11 protein-coding genes are annotated in these 14,352 nt (G+C 53.4%); 10 read left to right on the forward strand and 1 reads right to left on the reverse strand.

All coding sequences use genetic code 11. The annotated features are described in order from the left end of the window. Positions 1-15: 15 nt before the first annotated feature. The 8 genes from leuC (at position 16) to yihA (ending at position 11,431) form a co-directional block, all read left to right on the forward strand. Positions 16-1,431, forward strand: a complete 1,416-nt coding sequence (gene leuC / locus IC803_RS03600) for a 3-isopropylmalate dehydratase large subunit (RefSeq protein WP_081208566.1) — start codon at positions 16-18, stop codon at positions 1,429-1,431. A gap of 88 nt (positions 1,432-1,519) precedes the next feature. After that, positions 1,520-2,113, forward strand: coding sequence for a 3-isopropylmalate dehydratase small subunit (gene leuD, locus IC803_RS03605; protein ID WP_081208564.1), 594 nt, complete (start codon positions 1,520-1,522; stop codon positions 2,111-2,113). Between the two features lie 388 nt (positions 2,114-2,501). Further along, on the forward strand, positions 2,502-3,485 hold the full coding sequence (locus tag IC803_RS03610; RefSeq protein ID WP_081208562.1) for a tetratricopeptide repeat protein: 984 nt from the start codon (positions 2,502-2,504) through the stop codon (positions 3,483-3,485). A gap of 165 nt (positions 3,486-3,650) precedes the next feature. Further along, positions 3,651-4,937, forward strand: coding sequence for a trigger factor (tig, locus tag IC803_RS03615; RefSeq protein ID WP_081208560.1), 1,287 nt, complete (start codon positions 3,651-3,653; stop codon positions 4,935-4,937). A 230-nt stretch (positions 4,938-5,167) separates the two neighbouring features. After that, on the forward strand, positions 5,168-6,433 hold the full coding sequence (clpX, locus tag IC803_RS03620; RefSeq protein ID WP_081208558.1) for an ATP-dependent protease ATP-binding subunit ClpX: 1,266 nt from the start codon (positions 5,168-5,170) through the stop codon (positions 6,431-6,433). A gap of 141 nt (positions 6,434-6,574) precedes the next feature. After that, the gene (gene lonB, locus IC803_RS03625) at positions 6,575-8,251 is read left to right on the forward strand and encodes an ATP-dependent protease LonB (RefSeq protein WP_081208556.1); all 1,677 of its coding nucleotides are present in this window, start codon (positions 6,575-6,577) and stop codon (positions 8,249-8,251) included. A gap of 253 nt (positions 8,252-8,504) precedes the next feature. Further along, positions 8,505-10,847 carry an endopeptidase La gene (lon, locus tag IC803_RS03630; RefSeq protein ID WP_081208554.1) on the forward strand — a complete coding sequence of 781 codons (2,343 nt, stop codon included), beginning with the start codon at positions 8,505-8,507 and terminating at the stop codon, positions 10,845-10,847. Then, positions 10,844-11,431 (forward strand): ribosome biogenesis GTP-binding protein YihA/YsxC, encoded by a 588-nt coding sequence (gene yihA, locus IC803_RS03635; RefSeq protein ID WP_081208552.1) that lies wholly within the window; start codon positions 10,844-10,846, stop codon positions 11,429-11,431. Before lon ends, yihA begins: the two co-directional genes overlap by 4 nt. A gap of 74 nt (positions 11,432-11,505) precedes the next feature. Here yihA and IC803_RS03640 read toward each other — a convergent pair whose 3' ends face one another. Further along, positions 11,506-11,991 (reverse strand): hypothetical protein, encoded by a 486-nt coding sequence (locus tag IC803_RS03640; RefSeq protein WP_081208550.1) that lies wholly within the window; start codon positions 11,989-11,991, stop codon positions 11,506-11,508. Positions 11,992-12,155: 164 nt separating this feature from the next. Here IC803_RS03640 and hemA point away from each other — a divergent pair, with 164 nt between their 5' ends. After that, positions 12,156-13,523: a glutamyl-tRNA reductase gene (gene hemA / locus IC803_RS03645; RefSeq protein WP_081208548.1), complete on the forward strand. Its 1,368-nt coding sequence runs from the start codon at positions 12,156-12,158 to the stop codon at positions 13,521-13,523. A gap of 10 nt (positions 13,524-13,533) precedes the next feature. Next, positions 13,534-14,352 carry a cytochrome c biogenesis protein gene (gene ccsA / locus IC803_RS03650; protein ID WP_081208546.1) on the forward strand — a complete coding sequence of 273 codons (819 nt, stop codon included), beginning with the start codon at positions 13,534-13,536 and terminating at the stop codon, positions 14,350-14,352.

A 14,352-nucleotide genomic window follows, 5' to 3' on the forward strand; every position in this document is an offset into this window, starting at 1 on the left:
TGCGAGGTGAAGGCAATGAAACCAAAAACGATCATCGAAAAAATATGGGAAAACCATGTCGTCTACCGCGAAGAAGGCAAGCCGGATTTGCTGTATATCGATTTGCATTTAGTGCATGAAGTGACATCGCCGCAGGCGTTTGAAGGGCTGCGCCAAAACGGGCGGAAAGTGCGGCGGCCGGACTTGACGTTTGCGACGATGGACCATAACGTGCCGACCGTCAACCGGTTTGTCATTACCGATGAGGTGGCGCGCAATCAAATCGCTGCGCTTGAGCGCAACTGTCGCGAGTTTGGTGTTCCGCTCGCCGATTTGCATAGCGAAGAGCAAGGAATCGTCCATGTGATCGGCCCGGAGCTCGGCTTGACCCAGCCGGGAAAAACGATCGTCTGCGGCGACAGCCATACATCGACGCACGGAGCGTTTGGCGCCTTAGCGTTTGGCATCGGCACGAGCGAAGTCGAACACGTACTGGCGACGCAAACGCTTTGGCAGCATAAACCGAAAACGCTGCAAATCCGCATCACCGGACAGCTCGGCAAAGGGGTGACGGCGAAAGACGTCATTTTGGCCGTCATCGGCCGCTACGGCGTCGGCGTCGGCACCGGCTATATTATCGAGTTTACCGGTGAGGCGATTCGCTGCATGTCGATGGAAGAGCGGATGACGATTTGCAACATGTCGATCGAAGCCGGAGCGCGCGCCGGCCTCATCAGTCCGGATGAAACGACGTTTGCCTATTTGCGCGGCCGCAAATATGCGCCAAAAGGCGAGGCGTTTGAGCAAGCGGTTGAACGGTGGAGGGCGCTTGCCAGCGACGAGGGGGCCGAGTATGACAAAACGATCGAAATCGATGCCTCAACCATTGCCCCGATGGTAACGTGGGGAACGAACCCGGCGATGAGCACATCGGTTGACGGAACGGTGCCCGACCCGGAGCAGTTCGAAAGCGAAACCGAGCGCAACGCGGTGCGCCGGGCGCTTCAGTATATGGGGCTTAAGCCCGGCATGCCGATTACTGACATTCCGGTGCAACATGTATTCATCGGCTCGTGTACGAACTCGCGCATCAGTGATTTGCGTGAAGCGGCGAAAATCGTCAAAGGACAAAAAGTAGCCCCCGGTGTCAGAGCCCTTGTGGTGCCTGGGTCGCAGCAAGTCAAAAAACAGGCCGAAGAAGAAGGGCTGGCGCAAATTTTCCTCGAGGCCGGCTTTGAGTGGCGCGATGCCGGCTGCAGCGCCTGTTTGGGCATGAATCCGGACATCATTCCGGAAGGCGAACATTGTGCGTCGACGTCGAACCGCAACTTTGAAGGGCGGCAAGGAAAAGGAGCGCGCACGCATCTTGTCAGCCCGGCGATGGCCGCCGCCGCCGCCATTTACGGCCGCTTTGTCGATGTGCGCCAGCTTGAAGCTGAACCAGTCCGGTAACGGCCGCTTCTTGAAGCGGCCGCCTCCCGCCTTAGGGACATCCACTTTTGGCACGGTCACTGATACATCTGATGGAAGGAGAGAGACGATGAAGCCGTTTACGATTCACCGCGGAAAAACCGCCGGCATCGATCGGGCGAACATCGATACCGATCAAATCATCCCGAAACAGTTTTTAAAGCGGATCGAGCGCACCGGATTTGGCCAATTTCTATTTTATGACTGGCGCTATTTCAGCGACGGCACGTCGAATCCGGAGTTTGAGCTCAACCGTCCGGAAAATGAAGGGGCAACGATTTTAGTCGCCGGCGAAAATTTCGGCTGCGGTTCATCGCGCGAACATGCGCCGTGGGCGCTTCAAGATTACGGATTTCGCGCGATCATTGCTCCTTCGTTTGCCGATATCTTTTACAATAACTGCTTAAAAAACGGACTGCTGCCGATTCGTCTTGATCAAGAAGATGTCCGGTATTTATTAAAACAGAGCCAACGCGCCGATTATGAGCTGACCGTTTCACTTGAAGAGCAGCGAGTGTTTGATGACGAAGGATTTTCACGCCCGTTTGACATCGATCCGTACCGGAAACAGCTGCTCTTAAAAGGCTGGGACGAGATTGACTTAACGTTTGTGTACGAACCGTATATCGCCGCCTACGAGCAAAAACATTGTCCGCGTCCGTAAGCGCTCTGCGTTCGGAACGGCAACGCAAGGCGAACTGAGGGTGTCCTAAACGCAACGGGACGCCCTTTTTTCATCACTGTATGCGCGAGGTGAACCGTTCCGTTAGGGAGAGGGCGATGGAATCATTAATGAGGAGCCGCCCCCTATCCAATTGAGCACTTGACGTTAAGGAAGCAAACATGACTGAGGATGGAAGCAGGGGTGTTCTATCGATTTTTCATCGATCTTTTGTCTGTCCTGTGAAGGAAGGGAGTCCGTTCGATCGAGGTCATTTTTGTCCGGCCGTAGCGGGGCCAGTGCGCTGTCGTTATTTTGCGGCGGTGCGGCGCTTGTTTCGTGAGGGAAAACTTGCTACACTTGTGGTAAATGCAAATGGGAGCAGGCGAAGATGGGAAACGGAAAAAAAGGGAAAATCATTATGTTTCCGCAAACGAAAGAACGGTTGATTGAAGAGGCGTTCACAGCGCTTGAGGCGAAGCAGTACAAGGAAGCGCTCCGTTTTTTGCGCGCCGCCGAACAGCTTGGCGACGGCAGCTTTCCGATCCGGCTCGGCCTTGCGGTGTGCTGCTACGAGCTCGGAGATTACGATGAGGCGGAGTGGCGCCTGGCTGCGCTGCTTGACGAGCAGCCGAACAATAGCGAGCTGTTGCAAATGTATGTTGCCCTGCTGTTGCAGACGAACCGCTACCGGGAAGCGGAAGCGGTGATCCGCGCCGCTTTGCGCCGTCAGACATTGCCGGTTTCGTTGCGCGAACAGCTTCGCCAGCTGCTTCGGTTCAGTGAAAAAATGAACGCCCGTCCACTGCCGCCCGCCGAATGGAAACGGGTGAAACGGCTGCTTGAATCGGAAGATATCGCCGAACAAATGCAGCTCATTAAACAGTTGGAAAAAGAAGATATCGCTCCCGTACTGTCGTTGCTGAAGCAATATTTACGCGAACCGAAAAAAAGCCCAATGGCGAAAACGATGCTGCTTCGGCTTCTGACGGTGAAACAGATTGACGAGGCAGTGACGGTCGAAAAGTTTGGACAGCGCATCGATGTCATCCCCTCCGCCTTAAACGAACAGGCGGAAACGGAATTTGCTTCGACGCTGCTGCGGCTGCTTGAGCAGCGGCTCACTGCAGAAAGCCCGAGCTTGTATGAAACGGCGGCGGAAATTTGGCTTCGCTATGCCTACATCTTGTATCCGTTCCCGCCGGAGCCGGTCGATGCCGATGTATGGCTTGCCGCTCTCCATTGGATGGCGAGCCGGTTTCAAGGCATGGACGCCGATATGGATGCGTTGGCTGCCCGCTACGGCGTAGCGGCGGCGGAGATGGCGAAACTTTGCAAAAAGCTGCACGAAATAGAGAAACTTTCCTACCTTTGATAGATGGTTCTGTATTGAAACATGGCTTTTGTATGTTATAATATAATGGCTGTGCTATGTATCTGTTTTCGCATACTTGGCTACATAATATGGACATAATAAAAGGATAATGGACAAGCAGATTGCGCCATGATCCGAGCAATGATTTTAGGTGGAGGGAACAGTATGTCAGTCAAATGGGAAAAGCTTGAAGGCAACGAAGGCGTATTGACCGTTGAGGTCGACGCGGAACAGGTGAACAAAGGTTTGGACGCCGCATTCAAAAAAGTGGTGAAAAACGTCGCGCTTCCGGGCTTCCGCAAAGGGAAAGTGCCGCGCGTCTTGTTTGAAAAACGATTTGGTGTTGAAGCGCTCTATCAAGATGCGCTCGATATTTTGCTGCCGGAAGCGTATGCGAAAGCGGTCGAAGAGGCAGGCATTGAGCCGGTATCGATGCCGGAAATCGACATTGAACAAATGGAAAAAGGGAAAAGCTTAATTTTCAAAGCGAAAGTGACCGTTAAACCGGAAGTGAAACTCGGTCAATACAAAGGGCTTGAAGTCGAGAAAGTCGATACGACGGTGACGGATGAAGATGTCGAAAACGAGCTGAAGCGCCTGCAAGAAAACTATGCCGAACTGGTCGTCAAAGAAGACGGGACAGTGGAAAACGGTGATACGGTTGTCATCGACTTTGAAGGGTTTGTCGACGGCGAACCGTTTGAAGGCGGCAAAGCGGAAAACTATTCGCTTGAAATCGGCTCCGGAACGTTCATTCCTGGATTTGAAGAGCAGCTTGTCGGCATGAAAGCGGGCGAAGAAAAAGACATTCAAGTCACCTTCCCGGAAGAGTACCATGCTGAACAGCTGGCTGGCAAACCGGCGACGTTCAAGGTGAAAGTGCACGAAGTAAAAGCGAAACAACTGCCGGCGCTTGACGATGAATTTGCAAAAGACGTCGACGAAGAAGTCGAAACGCTTGATGAGCTGAAAGCGAAAATCCGCGCCCGCTTAGAAGAAGCGAAAAAGAACGAGGCGGAAGCGGCCGTGCGCAACGCGGTCGTCGAGAAAGCGGCGGCCAACGCGGAAATCGACATTCCGGCCATCATGGTGCAAAACGAGACCGACCGGATGCTTCGCGAATTTGACCAGCGCCTGCAAATGCAAGGGCTGAACTTGCAGCTATACTATCAATTCTCCGGCCAGGACGAAGCAGCGCTGCGCGAGCAGATGAAAGAAGATGCCGAAAAGCGGGTGCGCGCGGCCTTGACGCTTGAAGCGATCGCCGAAGCGGAAAACATCGACGTGACTGATGAAGAGGTGAACGAAGAGCTCGAAAAAATGGCGGCAGCCTACAATTTGAGCGTTGACAAGTTAAAAGAGCTGCTCGGCAGCCTCGAAGGCGTCAAAGAAGATTTAAAATGGCGCAAAACGGTCGATTTTCTTGTAGAGCACAGCATGGTTGCGGCATAATAATAAAGTAGGGAAGGAACAAGGCGCGAGACGTTCGTGCCTTGTTCTTTATCTCATCAATAGCGCTCGAAGAGTGATTTTTCAAATTTTTCTAAAAAATTACAGTTTTTTCGTTCGCTTTTTCAGGAACATTTATGGTAAAATAGCGAATACATAAGTTTTTTGCAACGAAGGATGGCGAGGCACGATACATAACGCAGGCGCGATTCCGTTAGCAAGGGGTGAATCACATGTTTAAATTTAATGATGAAAAAGGGCAGTTGAAGTGTTCGTTTTGCGGCAAAACGCAAGACCAAGTGCGCAAGCTGGTCGCCGGGCCGGGTGTCTACATCTGCGACGAGTGCATCGAGCTATGCACAGAGATCGTCGAGGAAGAGCTCGGCAATGAGGAAGAATTTGAGTTTAAAGATGTGCCAAAGCCGTTAGAAATCCGCGAAATTTTAGATGAATACGTCATCGGCCAGGATGAGGCAAAAAAATCGCTCGCCGTTGCCGTTTACAATCATTATAAACGGATTAACTCCGGCAGCAAAATTGACGATGTCGAGCTGTCGAAAAGCAACATTTTGATGATCGGGCCGACCGGAAGCGGGAAAACGCTTTTGGCGCAAACATTGGCGCGTATTTTAAACGTGCCGTTTGCCATCGCCGATGCGACGTCGCTCACGGAAGCGGGTTATGTCGGTGAGGACGTCGAAAACATTTTGCTGAAGCTCATTCAGGCGGCTGACTACGACGTCGAACGGGCGGAAAAAGGCATTATTTACATCGACGAAATCGATAAAATCGCTCGCAAATCGGAAAACCCTTCCATTACTCGCGACGTCTCGGGCGAAGGGGTGCAGCAGGCGCTGCTCAAAATTTTGGAAGGCACGATCGCCAGCGTTCCGCCGCAGGGCGGCCGCAAACATCCGCATCAGGAGTTCATCCAAATCGACACGACGAACATTTTGTTCATTTGCGGCGGGGCGTTTGACGGCATCGAGCCGATCATTAAGCGCCGCCTCGGCAAAAAAGTGATCGGGTTCGGTGCGGAAATGAACCAAGCCGATGTTGATGAGAAAAACTTGCTGTCGAAAGTGCTGCCGGAAGATTTACTCAAATTCGGGCTTATTCCGGAGTTTATCGGCCGTCTCCCAGTCATTACGACGCTTGAGCCGCTCGATGAACAAGCGCTGATTGACATTTTAACGAAACCGAAAAACGCTATTGTCAAGCAGTACCAAAAAATGCTCGAGCTTGACGGCGTTGAACTAGAGTTTGAAGAAGCGGCGCTCCGCGAAATCGCCAAAAAAGCGATCGAACGGAAAACGGGTGCACGCGGCCTCCGTTCGATCATCGAAGGCATTATGCTTGATGTCATGTTTGAGCTTCCATCGCGCGAAGATGTACAAAAATGCATCATTACGCTCGATACCGTGCGCGGCACAAAACCGCCGAAGCTCATCCGCCACGACGGCACGGTGGTCGAACACGAACGGAAAACGTCCGCTTAATGAGGAAACCGCCTTTTACGGCGGTTTCTTTTTTTGACGGCATGCCCGAAGCGCCAGGCGGCGCTTTTTTTGTTTATTCCCGCCGGTTCGCGGAGATACTATCATACTACATACTACTTGAAGGCAGGAGGATATCGGGGCATGGATTGGACGAATATCGTGCTTGTGATTCAGTTGTTGTTCGGGGTCATCATCGGCCTTTATTTTTGGAATTTGCTAAAAGGACAGCGTGTGCAAAAAGTATCGATCGATAAAGAATCGCGCAAAGAGATGGAGCAGCTCCGCAAGCTGCGCTCCATTTCGCTTACCGAGCCGCTCGCGGAAAAAGTGCGGCCGAAAAGTTTTGATGATATCGTCGGCCAGGAAGATGGGATCAAGGCGCTGAAAGCGGCGCTGTGCGGGCCGAACCCGCAACATGTCATCATTTACGGACCGCCTGGCGTCGGCAAGACGGCTGCAGCCCGGCTCGTGTTGGAAGAAGCGAAAAAAAACCCGCTCTCCCCGTTTAAGAAAAATGCTGTATTCGTTGAGCTTGACGCGACAACGGCGCGCTTTGACGAGCGCGGCATCGCCGATCCGCTCATCGGCTCGGTGCATGACCCGATCTACCAAGGGGCCGGGGCGATGGGACAGGCCGGCATTCCCCAGCCGAAGCAAGGGGCGGTGACGAACGCTCATGGCGGCGTTTTGTTTATTGATGAAATTGGCGAACTCCATCCGATCCAAATGAACAAGCTGCTCAAAGTGCTTGAGGATCGGAAAGTGTTTTTTGAAAGCGCCTACTACAGCAAAGAAAACCCGCAAATTCCAAGCCATATTCACGACATTTTCCAAAACGGGCTGCCGGCCGATTTCCGCCTTGTCGGGGCGACGACGCGAACGCCAAACGAGATTCCTCCGGCCATTCGTTCCCGTTGTTTAGAAGTGTTTTTCCGTGAATTGGATCAAGACGAAATCGCCTTGATCGCTAAAAAAGCGGCGGAAAAAATCCGCCTGAACGTCTCCGAAAGCGGCATTCGCCTTCTTTCCGCCTACGCGCGCAACGGCCGGGAAGCGGTCAACATGATGCAGATCGCCGCCGGCATCGCTATTACGGAAAATCGGGAGAAAATTTTGGATAAGGATATCGAATGGGTCATTCACTCAAGCCAAATGGCCCCGCGCTACGAAAAGAAAATCGCTTCCGCTCCGGCTGTCGGCGTTGTGAACGGCTTGGCGGTGTACGGGCCGAACACCGGCGCGCTTCTCGAAATCGAAGTGACCGCCCTGCCGGCGAAAGGAAAAGGATCGATCAATGTGACCGGCATTGTTGAGGAAGAAAGCATCGGCAGTCAGGAAAAATCGGTGCGCCGCAAAAGTATGGCGCGCGGCTCAGCGGAAAACGTGATTACCGTGCTGCGTGCGATGGGTGTGCCGGCGGATCGCTACGATATTCATGTCAACTTTCCAGGCGGAGTGCCGGTTGACGGCCCCTCGGCTGGGGTGGCGATCGCGGTTGGCATTTATTCAGCCATTTACCAGCTGCCGGTCGATCATACTGTCGCGATGACCGGCGAAATCAGCATCCGCGGCTATGTCAAACCGGTCGGCGGTGTGTTTGCGAAAATCAAAGCGGCCAAGCAAGCCGGAGCGAAAAAAGTCATTATTCCGATTGAGAACATGCAATCGCTGTTGCGGGAAGTGAGCGGCATTCAAATTATCGCCGTCCGCCGCCTCGAGGAAGCGCTCGTCCATGTTTTCGGCGAAGAAGCGCTCCGTCGGGGAACCGCATTTTTGCCGGCTGCTGCCGCCGATCGTTCGGGGAAAAAGCTCGTATAAGCCAAGGATGGGCGATGACGGGATTAGCGCGTCCGCCTGCCTCCGGCGGCTGCGGGGCACACCGTTTCGTATGCGGCTGGCCAAGGGGCGGAATCGATAGGTTGACCAGTTGTCAGCACACGGCTTCGGCGCAAGCGGATGATCGCCGGAGTCGGTTTTTCTTTGCCCGCAAACAACGGCCGCCCCTTTTGGCGTTCGTCAAATTTTACAAATCCGGCTGTCGTACTATACAATAAACGAATAGAAACGAGATATGGAGGTGTTCGGCGTGAACGGAAAGAAAAAGGAGACGGCGGTCCCGCTTTTGCCGCTGCGGGGGCTGCTTGTGTTTCCGACGATGGTGCTCCACTTGGACGTCGGGCGCGAGAAATCGGTGAAAGCGCTCGAACAGGCGATGGTCGAGGACCATATGATTTTGCTGACGTCGCAAAAAGATGTCGCCGTCGACGAACCGGACATGGACGACTTATATAGAATGGGGACGATAGCGCGCGTCAAGCAGCTGTTGAAACTGCCGAACGGCACGTTCCGCGTGCTTGTCGAAGGCATCGCCCGGGCGCTGATTACCGAAGTCGTCAGCGAGGAGCCGTATTTTTCTGTCAAGGTCGAAAAGTTTGCCGACCGGGCGGCGAAAGATTTAGAAGACGAGGCGCTCAAACGGACGATGCTCGAATATTTCGAGCAGTACATAAACTTGTCCAAGCGGTTGTCGGCTGACATTTACGCTTCGATCGTCGACATTGATGAGCCGGGGCGGATGGCCGATATTATCGCCTCGCATTTGCCGCTCAAGCTCGAAGAAAAACAGCGCATTTTAGAAACGATCGACGTCAAGGAACGGCTGAATAAAATTATTCAAATTTTGCACAACGAGAAAGAAGTGCTCCAGCTTGAGAAAAAAATTAGCGCCCGCGTCAAACAGTCGATGGAGCGGACGCAAAAAGAGTATTATTTGCGCGAGCAAATGAAAGCTATTCAAAAAGAGCTCGGCGAAAAAGAAGGAAAAACGGGTGAAGTCGAGACGCTCAAAGAGAAAATCGAAGCGGCCGGCATGCCCGAACACGTGAAAGAAACGGCGCTCAAGGAGCTTGACCGCTATGAAAAAATTCCGGCGACATCGGCCGAAAGCGCGGTCATCCGCAACTATTTAGATTGGCTCATCGCTTTGCCATGGTCGAAAGAGACGGAAGACATTCACGACATTAAACGGGCGGAGGCGATTTTAAACGAAGAGCATTACGGGCTCGATAAGGTGAAAGAGCGGGTGCTCGAGTTTTTGTCGGTGCAGCAGCTGACCCAATCGTTAAAAGGACCGATTCTTTGCCTCGCCGGACCGCCGGGGGTCGGAAAAACGTCGCTTGCCCGCTCGATCGCCAAAGCGCTCGGCCGTCGTTTCGTCCGCATGTCGCTCGGCGGCGTGCGCGATGAATCGGAAATTCGCGGCCATCGCCGCACGTACGTCGGGGCGATGCCGGGCCGCATCATTCAAGGAATGAAAAAAGCGGGCACGATCAATCCGGTCTTTTTGCTCGATGAAATCGACAAAATGTCAAGCGACTTCCGCGGCGACCCGTCTGCGGCCATGCTTGAGGTGCTTGACCCGGAACAAAACCATACGTTCAGCGACCATTATATCGAAGAGCCGTACGATTTATCGAAAGTGATGTTTATCGCCACCGCCAACAATTTGGCGACAATTCCGCAGCCGCTTTTGGATCGGATGGAAGTCATTCACATTCCAGGCTATACGGAAGTGGAAAAGCTGCATATCGCCAAACGGCATTTGCTGCCGAAGCAGCTGGCTGAGCACGGACTGAAAAAGGCGGCGCTCCAAGTTCGTGATGATGCGATGTTGGCTATCATCCGCCATTACACGCGTGAAGCCGGCGTGCGGGAGCTTGAGCGGCAGCTGGCTGCCATTTGCCGGAAAGCGGCCCGCCTCATCGTCTCCGGCGAGAAAAAGCGGGTGGTGGTTACGGAAAATAATGTCGAAGAGTTTTTAGGGAAGCGAAAATATCGCTATGGTCAGGCGGAAGCGGAGGATCAAATTGGGGTGGCGACCGGGCTTGCGTACACGGCGTTTGGCGGCGATACGCTCGCCATCGAAGTGTCGCTCGCGAAAGGAAACGGCAAACTCGTTTTGACCGGGAAGCTCGGCGATGTGATGAAAGAGTCGGCGCAGGCGGCGTTCAGCTATGTGCGTTCGCGCGCCGAGGAGCTCGGCATCGACCCGAAATTTCACGAAACGTACGACATCCATATTCACGTTCCAGAAGGCGCCGTGCCAAAAGACGGCCCGTCCGCCGGCATTACGATCGCGACCGCGCTCATTTCCGCCTTAACGGGCAAGCCGGTCAGCCGGTTTGTCGGCATGACTGGGGAAATCACGCTGCGCGGCCGCGTGCTTCCGATCGGCGGCTTAAAAGAGAAAACGTTAAGCGCCCACCGTGCCGGACTGAAAACGGTCATTTTGCCGAAAGACAATGAGAAAGACTTGGCTGACATTCCAGACACGGTAACGCGCGATTTGCGTTTTGTGCTCGTCTCCCATCTCGATGAAGTGCTGCCGCATGCGCTTGTGGGGTGGAAACGGTGAACGTGACGAAAGCGGAGCTCGTCATCAGCGCTGTCAAACCGGACCAATATCCGGCCGGCGGGCGGCCGGAAGTGGCGCTCGCCGGCCGCTCAAACGTCGGCAAATCGTCATTTATCAACAAAATGATCAATCGAAAAAACTTGGCGCGCACCTCATCAAAGCCAGGCAAAACACAGACGTTGAACTTTTATTTGATTAACGATTCGTTTTACTTTGTCGACGTGCCCGGCTACGGGTTTGCCCGCGTGTCCAAGCAGGAGCGGCAAAAATGGGGAAAAATGATGGAGACGTATTTTACGACGCGCGAGACGCTCAAAGCGGCGCTGCTGCTTGTCGATTTGCGCCACCCGCCGACGAAAGACGATGTCATGATGTATGAGTTTTTCAAACATTACGAGATTCCGGTCATTGTCATTGCGACGAAAGCGGATAAAGTGCCGCGCGGCAAGCAGCAAAGCCATGCGAAAATCGCGCGTGAAACGCTGGGGCTGGCGGCCGGGGATTTGCTCATTTTGTTTTCCGCCGAGACCGGGCAAGGAAAAGAGGAAGCGTGGGCGGCGCTCTTGCCGTTTTTGACCGAGTGACAAAACGAAATCGGCATATATGGCGGTGGCGAAAGGTGTCCCGATCGTTCGAGACACCTTCTTTTCGTTTCCGGCTACCTTCGTTTGGCCCATAATACGTAAATGCCGAGGACGATGAGCCCGAGCGGCCAAAACTTCCAGACGGAAGAAAGGCCGGTCTGGACGAGGTGAAACAGCGGTTGGCCGCGGCCGGAGAACGTCAGCACAACGGCGAGAAGCAAAAAAAATGCGCCGAAGCCGGCTCCGCTTTTTTGTTTGCGGCTGCCGGCCAAAAAAGAGAGCGCGATGATGAAAAAAAACATGTTTGCGCCATGGGGCCAGGACGGAAAGGCGCTCGCAAGCAACAGCTCGACGCCGAAGCCGAACAAAAGAAAGCCGGGGAAGACATAATGGTACTCACGCGCCGAATACGCCTGCCCGAGCAAGGCGGCGCCGCAAATGGCGAGCAAAGCCGGCCACCCTTGGAGGAAGCGGAGCAATGGAATCGCCATTTGCCCGGCGAGAAAATATAACCCGAGGCCGATGAACAATATGCCGGAGAAAGCGGCTCTGTTTTTCACGATCGTGCCCCCCGTTTCCCATTTAGACATGTTTATGGTAGAATGATCACTGTATACAGTTTATCATAGCTCGCGATCGATGTTCACAATTTTTTCAAACCGGAACGATGGACGTCTATGTTATAATAATAGAAGGGATTTGGCTAAGAAGGGGGGATTGCACCGTGCAGATCATCGTGGTTGGCGTCAACTATAAAACCGCCCCTGTAGAAATTCGGGAAAAGTTGGCGTTTGGCGAGACTGAGCTCGGCGAGGCGATGACACAGCTCGCTAAGCAAAAAAGCATCCTCGAAAACGTCATCGTGTCAACATGCAACCGGACGGAAATTTACGCGGTCGTCGATCAACTGCATACCGGCCGTTACTATATAAAAGCGTTTTTAGCCGACTGGTCCGGAATGGAAGCGGAAGCGATCGCCCCGTATTTGCTTGTCTTTGAAGGAGAGGCGGCCGCGGGGCATTTGTTCCGCGTAGCCGCCGGCCTCGATTCGATGGTGCTCGGAGAAACGCAAATTTTAGGACAAGTGAAAGACAGTTATTTGCTCGCTCAAGAGCTTGGAACGAGCGGCACGATTTTTAACCACCTGTTTAAACAGGCGGTGACGTTCGCCAAACGCGCCCATTCGGAAACCGGGATCGGCGCGCATGCCGTGTCGGTCAGCTATGCGGCTGTCGAATTGGCCAAGAAAATTTTCGGCCATCTTAACGGCAAGCACGTCCTTATTATCGGTGCCGGGAAAATGGGAACGCTGGCAGCGCAAAACTTGTACGGCAACGGTGTCGGCAAAGTGACGGTCGTCAACCGGACGCTTGAAAAAGCGAAGCAGCTCGCGGCGCAATTTTCTGGCGAGGCGAAACCGCTCAGCGAATTGTCGTGCGCGTTGCTCGAAGCGGATATCGTCATCAGCTCGACGGGAGCGAAAGGCTACATGTTAACGAAAGAGATGATGGCGCCGCTTGAGAAAATGCGGAAAGGCCGCCCGCTGTTTATGGTCGACATCGCCGTGCCGCGCGATTTAGACCCGGCGCTCGCCGAACTGGAAACGGTCTTTTTGTACGACATTGACGACTTGCAAGACGTCGTCGCCGCGAATTTGGCCGAACGGCAAAAGGCTGCCGCCCGCATCGAGACGATGATTGAAACGGAACTGGCAGCGTTTGGCCAATGGCTGCAGACGCTCGGCGTCGTGCCGGTCATCGCAGCGCTGCGCGAAAAAGCGCTCGCCATTCAGGCGGAAACGATGAAAAGCTTGGAACGGAAGCTGCCCCATTTGTCGGAGCGCGATCGGAAAGTGCTGAACAAACATACGAAAAGCATTATTAACCAGCTGCTCCGCGACCCGATTTTACAGGCAAAGGAGCTTGCCGCCGGTCCGAACGCCGACGAAGCGCTTCAGCTGTTTATGAAAATTTTTAATATCGAAGATGCGGTGAAAGCAGAGCAACGGAATGTGCAGCAGGCAGAAGGGCAGTTGCGGGATGAGCAGCAGGCGGAAGCGGCCCGCGCCGCCCGCCCATCATGGCAGCTGTAAGGTGGGATGAATGGTGGCGCCGTTGTATGAACTGTCTATTTTGCTCTACATTGCTTCGATTCTTTTCTATTTTATCGATTTTTTGCAGCAAAACCGGAAGGCGAATGAAACCGCCTTCTGGTTGCTTTCTGCCGTGTGGCTGCTGCAAACATTGACGTTCGCCTTCCGCATCGTGGAAACAAAGCGCTTTCCGATTTTAACGATGTCGGAAGGGCTTTATTTTTACGCTTGGCTGCTGATCACGCTGTCGCTCGTCATCAACCGGCTGCTGCGCGTCGATTTCATCGTCTTTTTTACGAACGTGCTCGCCTTTTTTATTTTGGCCATTCATACGTTCGTGCCGTCCTCGCAGTCGCCGGCTGTCGCCGAACGGCTCGTCTCCGAGCTTCTGATCATCCACATTACCCTTGCCCTTGGGGCATACGCAGCGTTTACGCTGTCCTTTCTGTTCTCGGTGCTGTACGTGCTGCAGTACAGTTTGCTGAAAAAGAAAAAGTGGGGCGCGCGCCTTTGGCGGATGGCTGATTTGTCGAAGCTCGATTTTTTGTCGTACGTTTTAAATTTGCTCGGTTTGCCTATGTTGTTATTAGGGTTGATTCTCGGCGTGATTTGGGCGTACATTCAAATCGATCATTTCCGATGGTATGACGCGAAAGTGCTCGGGTCGTTTGTCGTTCTTCTCGTTTATGGCGTCTATTTTTACAAACGGGTCGTCCGGCAGATGCAAGGAAAGGCGATCGCGTTATGGAATATCGGTTCGTTTTTATTTTTGCTTGTCAACTTTTTCTTGTTTGGCAGTTTATCAAAATTTCATTTTTGGTATGCGTAA

The sequence above is a fragment of the Geobacillus sp. 46C-IIa genome, assembly GCF_014679505.1.
Lineage (GTDB): Bacteria > Bacillota > Bacilli > Bacillales > Anoxybacillaceae > Geobacillus.

What these genes read in the sequence shown, in the direction of transcription:
- leuC (WP_081208566.1), top strand. Translation starts at nt 16, where the DNA reads ATGAAACCAAAAACGATCATCGAAAAAATATGGGAAAACCATGTCGTC.
- lon (WP_081208554.1), top strand. Translation starts at nt 8,505, where the DNA reads ATGGAGGTGTTCGGCGTGAACGGAAAGAAAAAGGAGACGGCGGTCCCG.
- ccsA (WP_081208546.1), top strand. Translation starts at nt 13,534, where the DNA reads ATGGTGGCGCCGTTGTATGAACTGTCTATTTTGCTCTACATTGCTTCG.
- IC803_RS03610 (WP_081208562.1), top strand. Translation starts at nt 2,502, where the DNA reads ATGGGAAACGGAAAAAAAGGGAAAATCATTATGTTTCCGCAAACGAAA.
- leuD (WP_081208564.1), top strand. Translation starts at nt 1,520, where the DNA reads ATGAAGCCGTTTACGATTCACCGCGGAAAAACCGCCGGCATCGATCGG.
- clpX (WP_081208558.1), top strand. Translation starts at nt 5,168, where the DNA reads ATGTTTAAATTTAATGATGAAAAAGGGCAGTTGAAGTGTTCGTTTTGC.
- tig (WP_081208560.1), top strand. Translation starts at nt 3,651, where the DNA reads ATGTCAGTCAAATGGGAAAAGCTTGAAGGCAACGAAGGCGTATTGACC.
- lonB (WP_081208556.1), top strand. Translation starts at nt 6,575, where the DNA reads ATGGATTGGACGAATATCGTGCTTGTGATTCAGTTGTTGTTCGGGGTC.